The organism is Aureimonas sp. Leaf454, assembly GCF_001424685.1.
Classification (GTDB): Bacteria; Pseudomonadota; Alphaproteobacteria; order Rhizobiales; family Rhizobiaceae; genus Plantimonas.
In genome coordinates, this window is record NZ_LMQT01000012.1 from 155,494 (window position 1) to 175,209 (window position 19,716).

General features: G+C 67.1%; 19 protein-coding genes. 4 read left to right on the forward strand and 15 right to left on the reverse strand.

The annotated features are described in order from the left end of the window. Positions 1 to 57: 57 nt before the first annotated feature. The 4 genes from ASG43_RS09600 to ASG43_RS09615 form a co-directional block, all read right to left on the reverse strand. On the reverse strand, positions 58 to 1,035 hold the full coding sequence (locus tag ASG43_RS09600) for a beta-ketoacyl-ACP synthase III (protein WP_056503682.1): 978 nt from the start codon (positions 1,033 to 1,035) through the stop codon (positions 58 to 60). Further along, positions 1,032 to 2,132, reverse strand: coding sequence for a phosphate acyltransferase PlsX (gene plsX, locus ASG43_RS09605; protein WP_056504438.1), 1,101 nt, complete (start codon positions 2,130 to 2,132; stop codon positions 1,032 to 1,034). The genes ASG43_RS09600 and plsX overlap by 4 nt, the downstream gene beginning before the upstream one ends. 243 nt (positions 2,133 to 2,375) lie before the next feature. Beyond that, positions 2,376 to 2,942, reverse strand: a complete 567-nt coding sequence (locus ASG43_RS09610) for a DUF177 domain-containing protein (RefSeq protein WP_056503684.1) — start codon at positions 2,940 to 2,942, stop codon at positions 2,376 to 2,378. A gap of 5 nt (positions 2,943 to 2,947) precedes the next feature. Further along, positions 2,948 to 3,487 carry a ubiquinol-cytochrome C chaperone family protein gene (locus tag ASG43_RS09615; RefSeq protein ID WP_156386617.1) on the reverse strand — a complete coding sequence of 180 codons (540 nt, stop codon included), beginning with the start codon at positions 3,485 to 3,487 and terminating at the stop codon, positions 2,948 to 2,950. 155 nt (positions 3,488 to 3,642) lie between these two features. Here ASG43_RS09615 and ASG43_RS09620 point away from each other — a divergent pair, with 155 nt between their 5' ends. Beyond that, positions 3,643 to 4,140 (forward strand): outer membrane protein assembly factor BamE, encoded by a 498-nt coding sequence (locus tag ASG43_RS09620; protein WP_056503687.1) that lies wholly within the window; start codon positions 3,643 to 3,645, stop codon positions 4,138 to 4,140. 174 nt (positions 4,141 to 4,314) lie between these two features. On the opposite strand, the gene ASG43_RS09625 is transcribed toward ASG43_RS09620, so the two are convergent. The 10 genes from ASG43_RS09625 to ASG43_RS09670 all read right to left on the reverse strand — a co-directional run bounded on the left by ASG43_RS09625 (position 4,315) and on the right by ASG43_RS09670 (position 14,243). Further along, positions 4,315 to 6,465, reverse strand: coding sequence for a sodium-translocating pyrophosphatase (locus ASG43_RS09625; protein WP_056503691.1), 2,151 nt, complete (start codon positions 6,463 to 6,465; stop codon positions 4,315 to 4,317). A 155-nt stretch (positions 6,466 to 6,620) separates the two neighbouring features. After that, on the reverse strand, positions 6,621 to 7,106 hold the full coding sequence (nusB, locus tag ASG43_RS09630) for a transcription antitermination factor NusB (protein ID WP_056503693.1): 486 nt from the start codon (positions 7,104 to 7,106) through the stop codon (positions 6,621 to 6,623). A gap of 5 nt (positions 7,107 to 7,111) precedes the next feature. Beyond that, positions 7,112 to 7,558: a 6,7-dimethyl-8-ribityllumazine synthase gene (locus ASG43_RS09635; protein WP_056504447.1), complete on the reverse strand. Its 447-nt coding sequence runs from the start codon at positions 7,556 to 7,558 to the stop codon at positions 7,112 to 7,114. A gap of 105 nt (positions 7,559 to 7,663) precedes the next feature. Then, positions 7,664 to 8,275: a riboflavin synthase gene (locus ASG43_RS09640; protein WP_056503696.1), complete on the reverse strand. Its 612-nt coding sequence runs from the start codon at positions 8,273 to 8,275 to the stop codon at positions 7,664 to 7,666. A gap of 10 nt (positions 8,276 to 8,285) precedes the next feature. Continuing rightward, on the reverse strand, positions 8,286 to 9,413 hold the full coding sequence (gene ribD, locus ASG43_RS09645) for a bifunctional diaminohydroxyphosphoribosylaminopyrimidine deaminase/5-amino-6-(5-phosphoribosylamino)uracil reductase RibD (RefSeq protein ID WP_056503698.1): 1,128 nt from the start codon (positions 9,411 to 9,413) through the stop codon (positions 8,286 to 8,288). Positions 9,414 to 9,416: 3 nt separating this feature from the next. Beyond that, positions 9,417 to 9,935 (reverse strand): transcriptional regulator NrdR, encoded by a 519-nt coding sequence (gene nrdR, locus ASG43_RS09650; RefSeq protein ID WP_056503700.1) that lies wholly within the window; start codon positions 9,933 to 9,935, stop codon positions 9,417 to 9,419. Between the two features lie 26 nt (positions 9,936 to 9,961). Continuing rightward, on the reverse strand, positions 9,962 to 11,281 hold the full coding sequence (gene glyA, locus ASG43_RS09655; RefSeq protein WP_056503703.1) for a serine hydroxymethyltransferase: 1,320 nt from the start codon (positions 11,279 to 11,281) through the stop codon (positions 9,962 to 9,964). 150 nt (positions 11,282 to 11,431) lie between these two features. After that, positions 11,432 to 12,778 carry a L,D-transpeptidase family protein gene (locus tag ASG43_RS09660; RefSeq protein WP_056504449.1) on the reverse strand — a complete coding sequence of 449 codons (1,347 nt, stop codon included), beginning with the start codon at positions 12,776 to 12,778 and terminating at the stop codon, positions 11,432 to 11,434. A gap of 244 nt (positions 12,779 to 13,022) precedes the next feature. After that, positions 13,023 to 13,532: a MarR family winged helix-turn-helix transcriptional regulator gene (locus ASG43_RS09665; RefSeq protein ID WP_056503706.1), complete on the reverse strand. Its 510-nt coding sequence runs from the start codon at positions 13,530 to 13,532 to the stop codon at positions 13,023 to 13,025. A 168-nt stretch (positions 13,533 to 13,700) separates the two neighbouring features. Further along, entirely contained in the window at positions 13,701 to 14,243 is a 543-nt protein-coding gene (locus tag ASG43_RS09670) for a DUF6163 family protein (protein ID WP_244488048.1), read from the reverse strand. 354 nt (positions 14,244 to 14,597) lie between these two features. Between ASG43_RS09670 and hemB the strand changes: the two genes are divergently transcribed. The 3 genes from hemB (at position 14,598) to ASG43_RS09690 (ending at position 17,207) form a co-directional block, all read left to right on the forward strand. Further along, complete coding sequence (gene hemB / locus ASG43_RS09680; RefSeq protein WP_056504453.1) at positions 14,598 to 15,620, forward strand: porphobilinogen synthase; 1,023 nt, start codon at positions 14,598 to 14,600, stop codon at positions 15,618 to 15,620. 200 nt (positions 15,621 to 15,820) lie between these two features. After that, complete coding sequence (locus ASG43_RS09685; protein ID WP_056504454.1) at positions 15,821 to 16,282, forward strand: RDD family protein; 462 nt, start codon at positions 15,821 to 15,823, stop codon at positions 16,280 to 16,282. A 163-nt stretch (positions 16,283 to 16,445) separates the two neighbouring features. Next, entirely contained in the window at positions 16,446 to 17,207 is a 762-nt protein-coding gene (locus ASG43_RS09690; protein ID WP_056503711.1) for an arginyltransferase, read from the forward strand. A 33-nt stretch (positions 17,208 to 17,240) separates the two neighbouring features. Here ASG43_RS09690 and parC read toward each other — a convergent pair whose 3' ends face one another. Then, entirely contained in the window at positions 17,241 to 19,487 is a 2,247-nt protein-coding gene (parC, locus tag ASG43_RS09695; protein ID WP_056503716.1) for a DNA topoisomerase IV subunit A, read from the reverse strand. Positions 19,488 to 19,716: the final 229 nt, after the last annotated feature.

The following is a 19,716-nucleotide window of genomic DNA, read 5'->3' on the forward strand; positions in this document are numbered from 1 at the left end:
CCCAGCACTTTGAATTCGCGCCAAGATATCGAAGTTGCTGACGTAATCAAGCGCCGCCTACCAGCGGACGAGCACGGCGCCCCAGGTGAAGCCGCCACCCATGGCTTCCAGCAAAACGAGGTCGCCCGTTCGGATACGTCCGTCCCGAACGGCGCGATCGAGCGCGAGCGGGATCGAAGCGGCGGATGTGTTTCCGTGATCGTCGACCGTGACGACCACCTTTTCCGGCGGGATGCCGAGCTTCCTGGCGGACGCATCGATGATGCGCCGATTGGCCTGATGCGGAACGAACCAGTCGACATCGTCGGCGGCGACGCCGAGAGCGGCAAAGGAGTCCTCCACGACGTCGGTGATCATGCCGACCGCATGCTTGAAGACCTCGCGGCCCTCCATGCGCAGCTTGCCGACGGTTCCCGTCGTCGAGGGTCCGCCATCGACGTAGAGCTTCTGCTCGTGGGCTCCGTCCGAGCGCAGGCGCGAGACGAGGACGCCGCGGTCGGCCGGTGTTCCCTCCCCCGCCACGGCTTCCAGAACCACCGCGCCGGCGCCGTCGCCGAAGAGGACGCAGGTCGAGCGGTCCTGCCAGTCGAGAATGCGCGAGAAGGTTTCCGCGCCGATCACCAGCGCTCGCTTCGCCATGCCGCCGCGCAGGTAGAGGTCGGCCGTCGTCAGCGCGTAGACGAACCCGCTGCAGACGGCGGCGACGTCGAAGGCGAAGCCGTGATGGATGCCGAGCCGGCGCTGCACCTGGACGGCGGAGGCGGGAAAGGTGTTGTTCGGCGTCGCCGTGGCCAACACGATGAGGTCGATGTCGCCCGGCTCCAGGCCGGCGGCCGCGAGAGCCTCGCGGGCGGCCCCTTCGGCCAGTGAAACGGTCGTTTCCTCGGCGGCGGCGATGTGGCGCCGCTTGATGCCGGTGCGCTGCACGATCCACTCGTCGGAGGTCTCCACCATGCCAGCGAAGTCGGCATTGGCCATGACGCGCTCGGGCAGACGCGAGCCGGTGCCACGGATCACGGATCTCACGACGCTCATCGGGCGATCTCCGGGGCATCGGCTTCGGGAAGCACGGGAGCCGAGCTCGGAGCGGCATCGGCCGCCGCCTCGTCGGAGACGCGGAGATAGAAATTGCGCAAGTCTTCCTCGATCCGCTCCTGAAGGCGGTTTTCCGCCATGGCATAGGCGAGGTCGATCGCGGCGGCCGTGCCCTCCGCGTCCGTGCCGCCATGGCTCTTGATGACGATGCCGTTGAGGCCGAGGAACACGCCGCCATTGACCTTGCGCGGATCCATCTTGTCTCGGAGACGGTCGAACGCGCCCTTGGCGAGGAGATAGCCGAGCCGGGCGAGCCAGGTTCGGGTCATCGCGGCCTTGAGATAGCCGGCGATCTGACGTGCCGTGCCTTCGGCGGTCTTCAACGCGATGTTGCCGGTGAACCCTTCGGTCACGACGACGTCGACCGTGCCCTTGCCCAGATCGTCGCCCTCGACGAAGCCGTGATAGACGAGCCCCCCGAGCGGCGTCTCCTTCAGAAGACGGCCGGCTTCGCGGACCTCGTCCTGCCCCTTCACCTCCTCGACCCCGATGTTGAGGAGACCGACGGTCGGGCGTTCGATGCCAAACAGCGCGCGCGCCATGGCCGCGCCCATCATGGAAAAGTCGAGAAGCTGCTGCGCGTCCGCGCCGATCGTGGCGCCGACGTCGAGCACGACGCTCTCGCCGCGCTGCGTCGGCCAGATCGCGGCGATCGCCGGACGCTCGATGCTCGCCATGGTGCGCAAGCAGAACTTCGCCATCGCCATCAGCGCGCCGGTGTTGCCGGCCGACACCGCGACGCCGGCCTCGCCGGTCTTCACGGCCTCGATCGCGCGCCACATGGACGACTTGTAGCGGCCCTGGCGCAGCGCCTGGCTCGGCTTGTCGTCCATGCGGATCGACACGTCGCAATGGTGGAAGACCGAAGCCGCCTTCAGCTGCGGCAGCGTGTCGAGGACCGGCATGACCTGATCCTGCTCGCCGAAGATGACGAAGCGCAGGCCCGGATGGCGCTGAAGAGCGATATTGGCGCCGGGCAGGATGACGGACGGCCCATGATCTCCTCCCATCGCATCGATGGAGATGGTCACACCCATGATCTGCTTCAAACCCTGCTCGCTTTCGGCTGTCGGATCGCTCGACGCGGCGCGACCATAGTCATTTCCCACCGCCTGACAACAGGCCGGGCCCCACCGCCTGACAAGAGGCCGGGTCCCACCGCCTGACAACAGGCCGGGCCCCACCGCCTGACGACCGGCCGGCCCCTGCGCCCGGAGGTGTTCAGCGTCCGCGGTCGTCCGATGCAGGCAGAAGGCGGCGAAGGTGCGGCGCGGTGCCCGCTATTTCTCGCGCTTCAGGCTTTCGAGCTTGGCGAAGGGCGAGATCTTTCCGGCGTCCGGCTCGGGATCGGTGTCGAAATCGTCGAACTCGATCCCCGCTGCGCGGGGATAGGGATCGAGCGCCAGAGCGACGAGTTCGGACAAGACCGCACCGAAGTCGATGCGGTCGCCTGTAAAAGTTTCGGGAATGTCGTCGCCCTCGGGGTCGAGATGCAGTTCGCCGTCGGCCGTCGTATCGGGACGGGCGAGCCGCGACTGCTCGGGAACGAAGACGAGGTCGATGGTCTCCTCGATCGTCTGACGAACCGGCTCCAGCGTCACCACGCAGGACTGGACGACGTCGGCGCCGTAATCGCCGATGATCCGAACGCCTTCGTTGCGCCAGGCCTCCACCGTCACGTCGGCCTCCAGACGCTCGACCGCCGGGATGTCGAGACGCTGCGCCAGCCCCTTGCGCTCGTCGTCCCGAGCCACGAAACGGATCGGCATGCCGTTCTGGGGAAGGCGGGAGGCGGTGATCCAGAAGCTCGGCCCGTCGCTCCGTCGTTCGGTCTTGTCTTCGGACATGGTCCTCAACTCTCCTCGTCGAGCCGGCCGCGCAGTATCGCGGCCGAGGGCAGGCGGCGATAGGCCGCGTGGCGGGCGATCAAGTCGGCGGCGAGCGGTGCGGCGTCGGTTCCGGCCGGGGCGTCCGCCAATGCGAATCGCTGCAGGCCGAGGGCCAAGGCCTCGCGGTCGCCGACGGCGAGGGGGGCGTCATAGGCGCCGACCCGCTCGTAGAACATGCCGGCGAGCTTTCGCATCCGCTTGGGCACCGAGACATCGCCGATCCCGAGTTCGCGGATGGAATCCTCGACATCCAGCATGAAGCGATCGACGAGATCCTGCGCCAGCGGCTTCAGCTCCGGGTCCTCGCCGCAGCGGGCGAGCACGAGGAAGACGGAAATCGACAGCGATTCGAAGCGGCCCATGACCGTGTCGGGCAGACCAGCCTCGACGAAGAGCATCGGGCGGCGCGAGGTCTCCACGATCCCAGCATAGAGATCGTCGACGATTTCCCGGTTTCGCTCGCGGTTGCGGCTGCGCTGCCGCCATCTCTCCAGCATCGACATGACGCCCTCCTTCCGGGGCGCCGTGACACGCCGCGGGTCCGATTGCAACGTTTGACGGAGTGCTTTAGTTGATGCCCACCGGATGGGATCGCAGCTTTCGCCGCGATCCTGCCTTGCATGGGGATTAGGGACGTCCGGACGCCGTTCCAGGGGAGATGTCACGCGTGATCCGCAACGGACGAATTCAGCGCGCCGCGCTCGGCGCAACCCTCGCTGTCGGCCTGCTGTCGACCAGCGCCTGCTCGACGAGCGAGACGCTGAACCAGGGCTATATCGTCGACGAGCAGACGATCGAACTCGTCCCCGTCGGATCGAGCCGCGAACAGGTGATCCTGGCGCTCGGCTCCCCGTCGACGACAGCCACCTTCGACAACGAGGTGTTCTACTACATCTCGCAGAAGCGCGTCCGGCAGATGGCGTTCATGAAGCCGACGCTGGTCGACCAGCGCGTGCTCGCGGTCTATTTCAAGGACGACGGCACCGTGGAGCGCCTCGGCAATTACGGCCTCCAGAACGGCAAGCTCTTCGACTTCATCTCGCGCACGACGCCGACCGGCGGCAAGGACGTGAGCTTCCTCGGCCAGATCCTGCAGCCCGGCGTGCCCGGCAGCGTCGGCCAGCAGGGTCCCTCGACGATCGGTCCCGATCGGTAGAGACCGTCTTCCTCGATCACGCGAAAAGCCCGCCGATGTCGACATCGGCGGGCTTTTTCATGTCGTCGTGCGGTTCTGGCCGCCGCCGACGGACGGCGAGGCGGTCGTTCGACCGCCACCGCCCGTCTTTGCGACCGGGCGAAGTCCACCCGATCGGCGGCAGGTCGCCGCGTCTCAGCTGTGGGCGAGGATCGCCAGCAGGAGAAGGGCCACGATGTTCGTGATCTTGATCGCGGGATTCACCGCGGGCCCGGCCGTGTCCTTGTAGGGATCGCCGACCGTGTCGCCCGTGACGGACGCCTTGTGCGCGTCCGATCCCTTCATGTGGCGGGTGCCGGCCGTGTCGACGAAGCCGTCCTCGAAGCTCTTCTTGGCATTGTCCCAGGCGCCGCCGCCGGAGGTCATCGAGATCGCCACGAAGAGACCGGTGACGATCACGCCGAGCAGCATGGCCCCCAGCGCCGAGAAGGCCTGGCTCTTGCCGGCGATCAGGAGCACGCCGAAGTAGACCACGATCGGCGCCAGCACCGGCAGGAGCGAGGGCACGATCATCTCGCGGATCGCCGCGCGGGTCAGCATGTCGACCGCGCGGGCATAGTCCGGCCGTTCCGTGCCGGCCATGATACCGGGCTTCTCGCGGAACTGGCGGCGCACCTCCTCCACCACCGCGCTCGCCGCGCGGCCGACGGCGGTCATTGCGATGCCGCCGAAGAGATAGGGAATGAGACCGCCGAGCAGGAGGCCGACCACCACGAAGGGATTGGTCAGCGAGAAGTCCGGCACGACGCCCGCGAAGTAGGCGTAGCCCCGTCCCGCCGCCGCTTCCGCCACGAAATACTGGAGATCGTAATTGTAGGCGGCGAAGAGGACGAGCGCGCCGAGACCAGCCGAACCGATCGCGTAGCCCTTGGTCACCGCCTTCGTGGTGTTGCCGACCGCGTCGAGCGCGTCGGTGGACCTGCGCACGTCGGCCGGCAGTCCCGCCATTTCCGCGATGCCGCCCGCATTGTCCGTGACCGGACCGAAGGCATCGAGCGCGACGATCATGCCGGCGACGCCGAGCATGGCGGTGACGGCGATGCCCGTGCCGTAGAGCCCGGCGAGCTGGAAGGTCGAGATGATGCCGCCGACGATGACGAGCGTCGGCAGCGCGGTGGATTCCAGCGAGACGGCGAGGCCCTGGATCACGTTCGTGCCATGGCCCGAGACCGAGGCCTGGCTGATCGAACGCACCGGCCGGAAGCCGATGCCGGTGTAGTATTCGGTGATCCAGACGATGAGCCCGGTGACGGCGAGGCCGATCACGCCGCAGATGAAGAGGTTCAGTCCGTTGATCGTCAGGCCCTGCGAGGTCGTGCCGACGTCGCCGAAGCCGACGGTCGCATAGGTCGCGACGGCGAGGCCGACGATCGACAGGAGCGTCGTCACCCAGAGCCCCTTGTAGAGCGCGCCCATGATCGAGCCGTTGGCGCCGAGCCGCACGAAGAAGGTGCCGACGATCGAGGTGATGATGCAGGCGCCGCAGATCACGAGCGGGTAGATCATCACGCTTTCGAGGATCGGCTGACCGACGAAGAAGATCGCGCCGAGGACCATGGTCGCGACGACGGTCACGGCATAGGTCTCGAAGAGATCGGCCGCCATGCCCGCGCAGTCGCCGACATTGTCGCCGACATTGTCGGCGATGGTGGCCGGGTTGCGCGGATCGTCCTCGGGGATGCCCGCCTCGACCTTGCCCACGAGATCGCCGCCGACATCGGCGCCCTTGGTGAAGATGCCGCCGCCCAGGCGCGCGAAGATCGAGATCAGCGACGCGCCGAAGCCGAGCGAGACGAGGCTGTCGATCACCGTGCGGTCGGAGGGCGCGAAGCCGAGCTGGCTCGTCAGGATCAGGAAGTAGGCGGCGACGCCGATGAGGGCGAGGCCCGCGACGAGCATGCCCGTGATCGCACCCGACTTGAAGGCGATGTCGAGGCCGGCGGACAGCGAGCGCGAAGCCGCCTGCGCCGTGCGCACGTTGGCGCGCACCGAAACGTTCATCCCGATGAAGCCGGCGAGGCCCGACAGGACCGAACCGATCAGAAAGCCGCCCGCGGCGTAGCCCGAGAGCAGCCACCAGGTGAGCGCGAGAACGATGACGCCGACGATGGCGATGGTGGTGTACTGGCGCGCCAGATAGGCCTGCGCGCCCTCGCGGATCGCACCGGCGATCTCGCGCATGCGCGGACTGCCTTGGTCGGCCGCCATCACGGACTGCGTAGCCCAGATCGCATAGGCGATCGATAGGGCGCCGCAGAGAATTACGATCAGAAGTATGGTCGCCATGCCGTTCTTGTCCCCCCACGGCCGACGCTGTCAGGCCGTCATGCTTCGAAAAGCCATGTTCGGACGACTCTTCCTGGCCGCTTCGAACAAAGGGGACGTTATAGAAGGGCGATGCCGCGTCAAGCGAGCGCTGTCGCGGCGGCCCCGATCCGGCGTCAGCTCGTTCCGCGCCCCTCGCCCCTCACCCGGCGCGAGACGCGATCGAGGACGGCGTTGACGAGGCGGGGCTCGTCCTCGGTGTAGAAGGCTTTGGCGATATCGACATATTCGACGATGATCACGGCGACCGGCACGTCCTTGCGCCCGGTGATCTCGTAGGTGCCGGCGCGCAGGATGGCGCGCAGGGTCGTATCGAGGCGGGCGAGCGGCCAGTCGGGCGTCAGCGAGGTGTGGATCAGGGGATCGATCGCGGTCTGACCGCGCACGACGCCGGAAACGATGTCGCGGAACCAGGCGGCGTCGGCCTCGCGATAGGTCTCCCCGTCGACCTCCTGGCCGAGACGAAAGGACTCGTATTCCGCAACCGTCTCCAGCAGCCCGGTGCCGCCGACATCCATCTGGTAGAGCGCCTGCACGGCGGCGAGGCGCGCGGCGCCTCGCTTGTTGGCCTGCTTGACGGGTTTGGGCGCGGTGTCGGACATGACGCTCAGGCTCCGAGCTTCTTCTTGAGCGCGATCATCTGCAGCGCGGCCTCGGCAGCGGCGCCGCCCTTGTTCTTGCGCTCGACGAGGGCGCGGTCCATCGCCTGCTCCTCGTTTTCGACCGTCAGGATGCCGTTGCCGATGGCGATCGCGTCGGAGACGGAGAGGTCCATGAGGGCGCGCGAGGACTCGTTCGCGACGATCTCGAAATGGTAGGTCTCTCCCCGGATCACCGTTCCGAGCGCGACGAAGCCGTCATAGGCCTTGCCGCCGGCATCCTCGCCGCCGAGCGCGAAGCCGATGGCCGCCGGTATTTCGAGCGCGCCGGGGACGGTCACCACGTCGAAGGTCGCGCCGGCCTTCTCGAGCGCTCCCTTCGCGCCGGTCAGGAGACCGTCGGCGAGGTGATCGTAGAAGCGGGCCTCGACGATGAGGAGATGCGGATTCGACATGGACGGGCTTTCCGGAACATCGGTCTTGGGATTGAGGACGAGCCTATAGAGCAAGTCGGCCCCGGGCGGTATCTCGCTCGCGCATGAAAGCGATGCGCGGCGGCGTCAGCGCGTCTCGGCGGCGAAGAGGCGCTCGGCATAGCGCGCGATCTGGTCGATCTCGAGATTGACCCGATCGCCCGCCCGCCGCTCGCCCCAGGTCGTGACGCCGAGGGAGTGGCGGATCAGGAGGACGTCGAAAACGTCGTCGGCGACGCCGTTGACCGTGAGAGACGTGCCGTCGAGGCAGACCGATCCCTTCCGGGCGATGTATCGCTTGTGCTCGGGGGAAACGCGAAGCCGGAAGCGCGTCGCCTCGCCTTCCTCGGTCACCGCGACGATCTCGGCAATGCCGTCGACATGGCCGGAGACGAGATGCCCGCCCAACTCGTCGCCGACCTTCAGGGCGCGTTCGAGATTGATGCGGCTTCCCTCGGTCCAGCCGCCCGCCGTCGTCAGGCGCAGCGCCTCCTCCCAGGCCTCGACCTCGAACCAGCGCTCCCTCGACCCGGCCTCGGGAAGCCGGGTGACGGTGAGGCAGACGCCCGAGCAGGCGATCGACGCGCCGAGCGCGATGCCGGCGGGGTCGTAGACCGTTTCGATCCGAAAGCGCTGGCCTTGGTCGAGCGGCTCGGCCTTGGCGATGCGGCCGATATCGGTGACGATTCCGGTGAACATGGGGGAAGCCTCAAGAGCGGACGCGGCGTTCGTATTCAGTCCAGCGATCCCGGCCGAGATGGAGGATGCGCGATCGCAGGAATCGATCCGGCACGTCGTGCGGATCGAGAGGAGATGCAAGCCCCCCTGCCCCGATCTCGTCCGCGCCCTCGACGAGGATCAGCCGGTCGACGAGATCCTCCTCCAGAACAGCGCGCGCCACCCCCGCTCCGCCCTCGACGAGGACGCTGGAGATGCCGCGTGCGGCAAGGTCTTCCAGGAGTTCGGGCAGCGCGACACGCCCGCTCGCCGGATCGGCTTCGCAGGCGAGGATAGCGCAGCCCGCCGCGCGGAACGGCTCGGCGCTCGCCGACGCCTTCTCGGCGATGACGGCGAGCGCGGTGGGGACGCGGCGGGCGGTCTGAACGAGCCCGGCCGACAGCGGCGCTTCCAGACGCGTGTCGAGGACGATGCGCAGCGGCGAGCGGCCTTCCAGACCCGGCAGGCGGCAGGTAAGCTGCGGATCGTCGGCGAGGAGCGTGCCGAGGCCGACGAGAATGGCGTCCGAACGGGCTCGCAGAAGATGCGTCTGCCGGTTGGCGATCGGCCCGGTGATGTAGATCTGCCCCTCGCCTTTGCGCCCGATGCAGCCGTCGCGCGAGATCGCGAGCTTCAGCGTCACTTCGGGTCGTCGCTCCGTGCTGCGGCGAAGATAGCCGGACATGGCGCGCGCGGCGTCTGCCGCGAGCACGCGGGTCGCGACCTCGATCCCGGCCGCGCGCAGGATCGCATGGCCGCGTCCGTCGACGCGGTCGTCGGGATCGCCGGACGCGGAAACCGTCCGCGCGATGCCGGCGCGCACGAGCGCTTCGGCGCAGGGCGGCGTGCGGCCGTGGTGGGCGCAGGGCTCCAGCGTGACATAGGCGGTGGCGCCCGGCCCCAGCGCGCCGGCCTCGTTGATCGCCTGCGTTTCGGCATGGGGTCGCCCGCCCGGCGCGGTGATGCCGCGCCCGACGATCCAGGGGCCCCGACCGTCGTCTCGCACGAGGAGCGTCGCGACCGAGGGATTGGTTCCGGTCAGGCCGGTGTGGCGCTCCGAGAAGCGGATCGCGGCGGCCATGAAGCGGCGGTCGAGCGCCGTCGCCGCGTCGTCGATCATCGTTCAGCGCTCATCGGGTCGGGCCGGGTCGGGTCGGGTCGGGCGCTCGTCGGGCGTCTCGCCTTCGACGCGGTTCACCGCAAGTTCGCCCAGGACGGCGGCGAAGTCCTTCGCCTCGCGGAAGTCGCGGTAGACGGAAGCGAAACGGACATAGGCGATCTCGTCGAGGCCCCGCAGGGCTTCCATGACGAGATGGCCGATCTGGTCGGAGGTGACCTCGCTTTCCCCCGTGGATTCCAGCTGGCGCACGATGCCGGAAATCATCCGCTCCACCCGGTCGGCCTCGACCGGCCGCTTGCGCAGGGCCACCTGGACCGAGCGGGCCAGCTTGTCGCGATCGAAGGGAACCCGGCGCCCCGATTTCTTGGTCACCTGAAGCTCGCGCAGCTGGACGCGCTCGAAGGTCGTGAAGCGGCCGCCGCAGTCGGGACAGACGCGGCGGCGGCGGATGGCCGCGCCATCCTCCGCCGGCCGAGAGTCCTTCACCTGGCTGTCCTGCGAGGCGCAGTAGGGGCAACGCATCCGTCAGCGCCTCGCGTCGCCGCGCTTCAGCCGAGGCCGGCGTAGATCGGGAAGCGCGCGGTCAAGGCCTCGACCTTCTCCTTCACATGCGCTTCCACCGTGGCGTTGCCCTCGTCGGAATTGGACGCCTTCAGACCATCCAGCACCTCCACGATCAACTTGCCGACCTCGCGGAACTCGGCGTTGCCGAAGCCGCGCGTGGTGGCGGCCGGGGTGCCGAGGCGAATGCCGGAGGTGATGGTCGGCTTCTGCGGATCGTTCGGAACGCCGTTCTTGTTGCAGGTGATCGCCGCCCGGCCGAGCGCGACCTCGGAGGCCTTGCCGGTGAGGTTCTTCGGGCGAAGATCGACCAGCATCAGATGCGTGTCCGTACCGCCGGAGACGATGTCGAAGCCGCCCTCGCGGACGGTCTCGGCGAGCACCTTGGCGTTCGAGACGACCGAGGCGATGTAGGACGCGTAGGACGGCCGGAGCGCCTCGCCGAAGGCCGCCGCCTTGCCGGCGATCACATGCATCAGGGGCCCGCCCTGAAGGCCGGGGAAGATCGCCGAGTTGATCTTCTTGGCGATCGCCTCGTCGTTGGTCAGGACGAGACCGCCGCGCGGACCGCGCAGGGTCTTGTGCGTCGTCGAGGTCGCGACATGGGCGTGCGGGAACGGGCTCGGATGGGCGCCGCCCGCCACGAGGCCGGCGAAGTGGGCCATGTCGACCCAGAGGATCGCGCCGACGGCGTCCGCGATGGCGCGCATGCGGGCGAAATCGATCACGCGCGAATAGGCCGAGCCGCCCGCGATGAGGATCGCCGGCTTGTGCTCGTGCGCCAGAGCCTCGACCTGGTCGTAGTCGATGAGGCCCGTCTCGAGATCGAGGCCGTACTGGACCGCGTTGAACCACTTGCCGGACAGGTTCGGCTTGGCGCCGTGCGTCAGATGGCCGCCGGCATCCAGACTCATGCCGAGCAGCGTCTCGCCGGGCTTCGACAGGGCGAGCAGCACGGCCTGGTTCGCTTGGCTGCCGGAATTGGCCTGGACGTTGGCGAAGCCGCAGCCGAACAATTGCTTGGCGCGCTCGATGGCGAGGTCCTCGACGATGTCGACGAAATGGCAACCGCCGTAGTAGCGCCGGCCGGGATAGCCCTCCGCATACTTGTTCGTCAGCACGGACCCCTGCGCTTCGAGAACGGCGCGCGAGACGATGTTCTCCGAGGCGATGAGCTCGATCTCGTTCTGCTGGCGATGCAGTTCACCCTTCATGGCGTCGAAGAGCGCGGCATCGCTGGTGGCGATGCCGTCTTCGAAGAAGGTGGCGAAATCGGACTCGGAATCGGCGCGCTGCGCTTCGGACATCGGGACTCTCCGTTTCGGGCCGCCTTGGAAGGATCGCTGGCGACGGTCGCCGATACCATGCCGCCGCCGTCGCGCCAATCGTCGTTGAAAAACGACGAAGCCGAGGACGCTTTGCGCCCTCGGCTTCTTGAACACGCGAAAAGAAGACGATCAGTAGGCCTGATCGGCCGCCTGCGTCAGAACCTGCTCGTTGGGCGAATAGGCCACGGCCTGCAGATCGTTCATCGCGAGCTGCTCGGCACCGTCGCGATGATAAATGTCGTCGCGGAACTGCACCACGCTCGGGTCGGTCGCCCAGGCGGAGATGTAGGTGAAGTAGACCGGCACCGGGTTCTTCAGGTCGATGTCCTGGCGCTTGCGGGTGGCGATGACGCGCTCGATCGACTGGCGATCCCAGCCCGCTTCGTCGCGGGCGAGCCAGACGACGAGGTCGCGCACGTTCTGGACGCGCACGCAGCCCGACGATTCGAAGCGCATCAGCTTCGAGAAGAGGCTCTGCTGGGGCGTGTCGTGCATGTAGGTCGCGTGCGTGTTGGGGAAGTTGATCTTCACCGAGCTCATCGCGTTGTTCTTGCCGGGCTCCTGGCGGAAAAGGTAGCGCGCCGCCTCGTCCGTGTTCCAGTCGATCGATTCGGGCGGGATCTCGGTGCCGTCCGGCGCGAAGATCTTGATGTCGTTCTTGGCGAGGTAGGTCGGGTCCTTCTGCATCAGCGGGATGATGTCCTTGCGAACGATCGATTCCGGCGCATGCCAGTAGGGATTGAGGTTGAGGTTGGTGATCTTGGAGTTCAGGATCGGCGTCTGCCGATCGATCTTGCCGACCACGGCCGTGTGACGCTGGACGACGCGACCGTTCTCGACCGCCTCGATGGCGGCGGCGGGTACGTTCACCATCACGAAGCGATCACCGAGGAAGCCCGACATGGACTGAAGGCGAACGATGTTCGTCTGGAGCTGGCCGAGCCGGATGTCGGCGGGAACGTTGAGGGCCTTGTAGGTGTAGGTCGAGATCACGCCGTCGTCGGGCAGGCCGTGCCGGGTCTGGAAGCGCTTGGTCGCGGCGTCGACATAGCTGTCGAAGGCCGGGGAGAGGCCGGCCGATTGCGAAAGATCGCCCGACACCATGAGGCGCTGGCGCAGCGTCGAAACGGCGGCGTTCTGGACGCCGAGCTGCAGCTTGCCGACCTCGGGAACGGCAGGCCAGCCGCCGGCGCCGACGATCTGCTGGTACTGCGACATCGCCTGCTGCATCGAGGTCACGGTGTTCGGCGAGAAGACCGGCTGGTTGGAGCTGACCTTGGCCGAGCCGCCGTTCGATCCGCGGGTGTCGAACTGATCGTCCCAATTGCCGCGGGTCGGAGCGGCGAGGAGATCGCTGAGCGCGGACTGTGCGAGGGCCACGCCCGGCATCATCGCGGCGCCGGCGGCCGCGGCTCCGGCCAAAAGCTTGCGGCGCGAGATCGCCCGACCTTCGATCCTCTTGGTTCCTTCGCTCATCTCGACCCTCTTCATTGTCGTTCACCTGCCGTCCGTTATGCGCGTCCGTGGTAAACGATTGGAAAACGCGTCGGACGGCCTGACCGGACCGCGCGCGGTTAGGCTGTTGAATCCACGTCAATATGGCCAAAGCGTGGACCCTCGCCGAAACCAGGGGTCGAACGGAACAAGAAAAGCCCTCCGAACGAACGAAGGCCTCGCGACGGTCCATCGCGAGGCCTTTCGGGAACGGTGGTTCGAAGGCTTAGAGACGATACTGGATCTGGTCGTTCCAGAACCGGTCGAGGCGCTGCATGGCCTTGTTCAGCTTCTGGAATTCCTGCTCGTCGAGACCGCCGACCTTGTCGATCGAGCCGATGTGGCGATCGTAGAGATCGGCCACCTTCGCGGCGATTTCCATGCCCGCGGGGGTCAGCTGGACGCGGACGGCGCGGCGGTCGACGCGGGAGCGCTTGTGGTCGATGAAGCCGAGGTCGACGAGCTTCTTCAGGTTGTAGGAAACGTTGGAGCCGAGGTAGAAGCCGCGGGTGCGCAGCTCGCCGGCGGTGAGAACGCTGTCGCCGATGTTGAAGAGAAGCAGGGCCTGGACGGCGTTGATGTCGGTGCGGCCGGCGCGGTCGAACTCGTCCTTGACCACGTCGAGAAGGCGGCGGTGCAGCCGTTCGACGAGCTGCAGCGTCTCCATGTACAGCGCCTTCAGTTCGATCTTCGGCTCGACCTGGGCTGCCACTTCAGTCTTGACGACATTCTTCATAGTATCGGCTCCGCTGTTGCTGGTGACGGATGCTCTTGTTCGGCTCCATCTTGGCTACGACCATAGCGAGGCCTTATAAAATTCGACTTAAAACCCAGCCTTAACACGGTGTTACTGGAGGCCGACCGTTTGGCTTGCTTAATGCGACGTGCATCGAGGTGGAAAGTTTTAAGACGCTTTGTCGGCACCGGGCCGGGCCGCATGCGACAGGCCCCGGGAAAGGCGATGTCGCGCCTCCCACCAGCCGACGAGACGAAGCACGATCAGCATCAGGAAGCCGAAGGCATTGAGGAAGAGGAAGAGGCCGGGCTCTCCGAAGATGTAGGGCAGCGCGAGATGCATCAGACTCTCCGCGAGGACGATGATCGCCCAGATCACCGCGCCCCAGGACGCGGTCATCCAGAGGCCGACGCCCGCTACGGGGTAGAGGACGGCCAGCGACGCCACCGAAACCTTCCACGCAACCGGCATGAGGTCGAAGCGCCACAGCGCGCCTTCGTGGATGCCGACGATCCGAACCCAGTAGACGGCGCCGAGACCGAAGAGCATGAAGCCGGCCAGCCGGCAGAGGACGACCGTGAGACGGCGGTTCAGCCGCTCGGCCCGCTCGTCCTTAATGCGAGCGAGCTCCGCGCGCTCGGTGACGGTCTGGGCCGCGGCGGCAGGGCTGGCCTGGGTCCGGCCGGTCGCCATCGAGAAAAGGCGCGCCATGGCTTCAGGTCCGATCGTCGTTGACAACAGGGCGTGCCGGTGGCGCTGACGGCTCGTTCGGAACGGGCTCGTCGGTCAGCGGCTCGTCGCCCTCGCCGCAAGGCTAGGGTCGCGCCGGACGGGCGTCAACCGAGCGAAGGACCTCAACCACGGGAAGAACGATTCGTCGGCGCGGACTCCCCTCGGCCGATCCCCGGCGTCGAGCGAACTCCGACGCAGGCGGGCCGGCGAAAACGCATCCGCCCGGTTGTCGGCGAGGCGGTGCGGGTCTAGACCGCCGGTCGAAACGTGACGGACCCCGGCCCCGGCGGCCCGCACGAGCACACCTTCGCCAGAGGCAACGGGACGAACGCCATGGTCAGCCGCATCAGCGAACGGATCGATCTCGCGACCGGAGGTCTGCGGATGCGCCGCCTGCGCCAGAACGACTGGATCCGGCGGCTCGTGCGCGAGACCGAACTCCAGCCCGCCGATCTGATCTGGCCGATCTTCGTTCGCGAGGGCGAGGGCGAGGACGAGCCGGTCGCCTCCATGCCGGGGGTCGTCCGGCGGTCGGTTGCCCGCTGCGTCGACGCGGCCCGGGAGGCTCGGGACCTCGGCATTCCCCTCGTCGCGCTGTTCCCCTACACGACGCCGTCCCTGCGCGACGAGCGCGGCACCGAGGCGCTGAACGAGACCAATCTCGTCTGCACCGCGACCCGCGCGATCAAGGCGGCGGTTCCCGAGATCGGCATTCTCTGCGACGTGGCGCTCGATCCCTATACGAGCCACGGCCATGACGGGATCATGATCGGCAACCGGATCGACAACGATGCCTCGGTGGAGGTGCTGTGCGCGCAGGCGCTGGCGCAGGCGCGGGCGGGCTGCGACATTCTCGGCCCGTCCGACATGATGGACGGCCGCGTCGCCTGCATTCGAGCGGCGTTGGACGCGGAAGGCTTCCGCGACACGATGATCATGGCCTATTCGGCGAAATACGCCTCCGCCTATTACGGGCCGTTCCGCGACGCGGTCGGGTCGGGCGGTCTGCTGAAGGGAGACAAGCGCACCTACCAGATGGACTACGGCAACAGCGAGGAGGCGCTGCGCGAGGCCGCGCAGGATATCGCCGAAGGCGCCGACATGGTGATGGTGAAGCCCGGTATGCCCTATCTCGACATCGTCTCGCGCCTCTCGCGCGAGCTCGCCGTGCCGACCTTCGCCTACCAGACCTCGGGCGAATACGCGGTGATCATGGCGGCCCACCAGAACGGCTGGATCGACGGCGACCGCGCCATGATGGAAAGCCTGTCGGCCTTCAAGCGCGCGGGAGCGGCCGGCATCCTCACCTATTTCGCGCCACGCGCCGCACGGGCGATGGCCGGTCGCCCGCTTTAGGGGTCGGTCCAAAGACCGCATGCCGTCTTGCACGTGGAATTCCCCTGCGCGTTGAAGCGACCGACCTTTGCGGGGACGGTCGCGCCGCCCCGCGACGGAGCACGCCAAGGAGCCCACGAAGGAGATTGCGAAGGCGATCGGACATCCCCATCTCAAGGTTGTCGCCGACGCGCTCGGCCCATCTCCCGACCTGGACAACGATGACCTTCTCCTCTTCCGCTTCCTTCGACCGCCGGCCGCACGACGATGCACGCCTCTTCGACGGCGTGCGGACGCGGCGGATGGCCGCCTTCGTCATCGACTATGCGATCGTCGCGCTCCTGATGATTCCCGCCTCGATCCTGATCTTCTTCCTCGGGATCGTGACGCTCGGCCTCGGCTGGGGGCTCTACGCGATCCTGTTTCCGCTGATCGCGGTGCCCTATGTCGGCTTCACGATGGGCGGCCGGTCGCAGGGCACGCCCGGCATGCGGGCGATGGGCCTGCGGATCGACCGGCTCGACGGCGGGCTCGTCGACCCCGTGCTGGCGGTGCTGCACGGGGTGATCTTCTGGGCGTCGAACGCGCTCCTGACTCCGGCGGTGCTTCTGGTCGCGCTGTTCACGCCGCGCAAGCAGTTGCTTCAGGACCTGCTCCTCGGCACGGTCGTCACGCGTCGCTGAGCCCGACCGGGCGTAACGCTGCGGTTGTGCCCGCCTCGCGCGATGTTCGCGTTCACCTCGATGTGAAGGATCCACGCCGGCATATTTTCATGTGCCGGCGGTTGTGGTTATCATTTGGTTCATTCGGCCGAGCATGTCGGATCGAATCAAGGCTCCAGATTGCATGACGGTCCATCCGCAGACCCCGCAGTTCTTCCTGACCTCGCCATCGCCCTGCCCCTATCTCGCCGGCGAGTTCGAGCGGAAGGTGTTCACCCATCTCATCGGCGAGCGGGCGCCCGAACTTCTCGACCTCCTCAGCCAGGGCGGCTTCCGTCGCTCGCAGAACATCGCCTATCGTCCGGCCTGCGAACGGTGCCGGGCCTGCATCTCCGTGCGCATCCTCGTCGACGAGTTTCAGCCGACCAAGTCCATGCGCCGCGTCCAGCAGGCCAATCGCGACCTCATCGGCCGCATGGGCGACCCCGAGCCCTCGGCCGAGCAATACGCTCTGTTCCGGCGGTATCTCGATGGGCGGCATGCGCGCGGCGGCATGTCGGAGATGTCGGTCCTCGACTACGCGATGATGGTGGAGGACAGCCAGGTCGACACGCGCGTCATCCAGTACCGACGCCGCGGCCCCGATTCGCGCTTTCTCGCCGCGTCCGACGGCGCCCTCGTCGCGACCGCCCTCAGCGACGTCATGGGCGACGGGATGTCGATGGTGTATTCCTTCTTCGAGCCCGAGGAAGCCGACCGGAGTCTCGGCACCTACATGATCCTCGATCACATCGAGCGCACCCGCAAGCTCGGCCTGCCCTATCTCTATCTCGGCTACTGGGTGAAGGGATCGCGGAAGATGGACTACAAGATCCGCTTCCAGCCGCAGGAGCACCTGCAGCCGAAGGGCTGGGAGCGGTTCGTGGCACCGGACGAGACCGTCTGACGAACGGCGCATCCCGTCGCCGCGCGTCAGGGCTCAGCTGAATTTGTTCGTCTTCGGAAAGCCGTTCGGCACGATCCGACCGGCCTGACCGCGATCGCCGCGCCATTCGAAAAGCTCGTCCGCGGAGCGCTGGAAGCTTCGCCCGCCCGCGCCCTGCCAACCCAGGCCCTCGGCGAGCGTGAAGATCCGCGCGTCGGAGAAGCCGCCGTCCTTATAGCGCTGGAGGCGCACGCCCTTGCCGCGCGCCATGTCCGGCACCTGGATCAGCGGGAAGACCAGCATCTTGCGGTTCTCGCCGACGATGGCGACCGTGTCGCCTTGGACCGGGATCGCAGCGGCGAGACGCACGTCCGTGCCGAGATTCATCAGTTGCTTGCCGCGCCGCGTGGCCGACAGCATCTCGCCTTCCTCCACGACGAAGCCGTAGCCGTCCGACGAGCAGAGAAGGCGTCGCTGCTTCGAACTCGCGACGAAACCGAGCGCGATGTCGGCGGCATCCTCGAGCTCGAAGGCGAGGCGGATCGGCTCGCCCTGCCCGCGCCCGCCCGCCAGCTTATCCGCCCCCATGGTGAAGGCGCGCCCGTCCGTCGACAGGAACACGATCTTGTCCGTCGTCATCGCCGTGAAGGCGAATTTCAGCTGGTCGCCTTCCTTGAAGGTCAAGGCCGTGAGGTCGGTGAGATGGCCGCGCATCCCGCGAAGGAAGCCCTTGCGTGACAACACGACCGTCACCGGCTCCTTCTCGATCAGCATGGCCTCGATGTCGACCGCCTGGCGCTGCGGCGCATCGGCGAAACTGGTGCGGCGCTTTCCGAGCTTGGTCTTCTTGGAGAAGGCCTCGCGGACCTCGCGCACCTCGGCCGCGATGGCCGACCATTGCTTCTCCGCCGAACCGAGCAGCGCTTCCTTGGCCGCCTTTTCCTCGGTCAGCGCGTCGAACTCGCGCTTCAGCTCGAACTCCTCGAGCTTGCGCAGCGAGCGCAGGCGCATGTTGAGGATGGCTTCGGCCTGCACGTCGGTCAGCGTGAAGGTCTCGATCAGCACGGGCTTGGGTTCGTCCTCGGTCCGGATGATCCGGATCACCTCGTCGAGGTTGAGGAAGGCGATGAGATAGCCGGCGAGGATTTCGAGCCGGCGTTCGATGGCGGCGAGCCGGAAGCGGGCGCGGCGAAGGAGCACGTCGCGCTGGTGGTCCAGCCATTCGGTCAGAACCTCCTTGAGATTCAGGACCTTCGGGACCTTGCCGCCGGACAGGACGTTCATGTTCAGCGATATGCGGCTCTCCAGCTCGGTCAGCCGGAACAGCGATTCCATCAAGATCTCGGGATCGATCGTCCGGCTCTTGGGCTCGAAGACGACCCGCACGTCCTCCGCCGATTCGTCGCGCACGTCGGCCAGAAGCGGCAGTTTCTTCGCCGTGAGAAGATCGGCGATCTTCTCGATCAACCGTGACTTCTGGACGAGATAGGGAATTTCGGTGACGACGACGACGTAGCCCCCGCGGCCGAGGTCCTCCTTGGTCCAGCGCGCCCGCACCCGGAAGGACCCGCGCCCCGTCGCATAGGCTTCGCGGATCGAGGCCTGGTTGTCGATGACGATGCCGCCCGTCGGGAAGTCCGGCCCCTGCACGAAACGCAGGAGACCATCCACATCGGTCTCGGGCGCCTCGATCAGCTTCAGCGCGGCATCGCATAGCTCGGCGGCGTTGTGCGGCGGGATCGAGGTCGCCATGCCGACCGCGATGCCGGAGGAGCCGTTGGCGAGAAGGTTCGGGAAGGCGCCGGGCAGGACGACCGGCTCCTGGTCCTCCTCGTTGTAGGTCGGGCGGAAATCGACCGCGTCCTCGTCGATCCCGCGCAGGAGCAGGGTCGCGACCTCGGTCATCCGCGCTTCGGTGTAGCGCATGGCCGCCGCACTATCGCCGTCGACATTGCCGAAATTGCCCTGGCCGTCGATCAGCGGATAGCGGATCGCGAAGTCCTGGCTGAGCCGCACGAGCGCGTCGTAGATCGAGGCGTCGCCATGGGGATGGAACTTGCCCATGACGTCGCCGACGATGCGGGCGGACTTCTTGTAGCCTTGGCCGGGATCGAGCCGCAGCACGCGCATGGCATGGACAATGCGGCGATGAACCGGCTTCAGGCCGTCGCGCACGTCGGGCAAGGCTCGGCCCATGATGGTCGACAGCGCATAGGCGAGGTAGCGCTCCTCGAGCGCGGCCTTCAGATCGACCGGTTCGATATCCCCGCCATCGGCCGGCGGATCACTTGGCTTGCCCATGCCGCCTCCTTATCCAATGCGCGTGCGGGGAACAAGACCGGAACATTCTAATCCCACGCAGAATTTTCAACGAACGTTATCCTTGATCCCTACGCAGCCTTCGTGGCGGCTCCGAAATGCGGTCGAGCGGCTTGACGCCGTGGCAGTGCCTCGCCCATGCGGAGGGTCCGGACCGCCCGCTTCAAGTGTTCTCTGCGACGAACGAGCCTCGATTTTCTCGCGGTCTGCT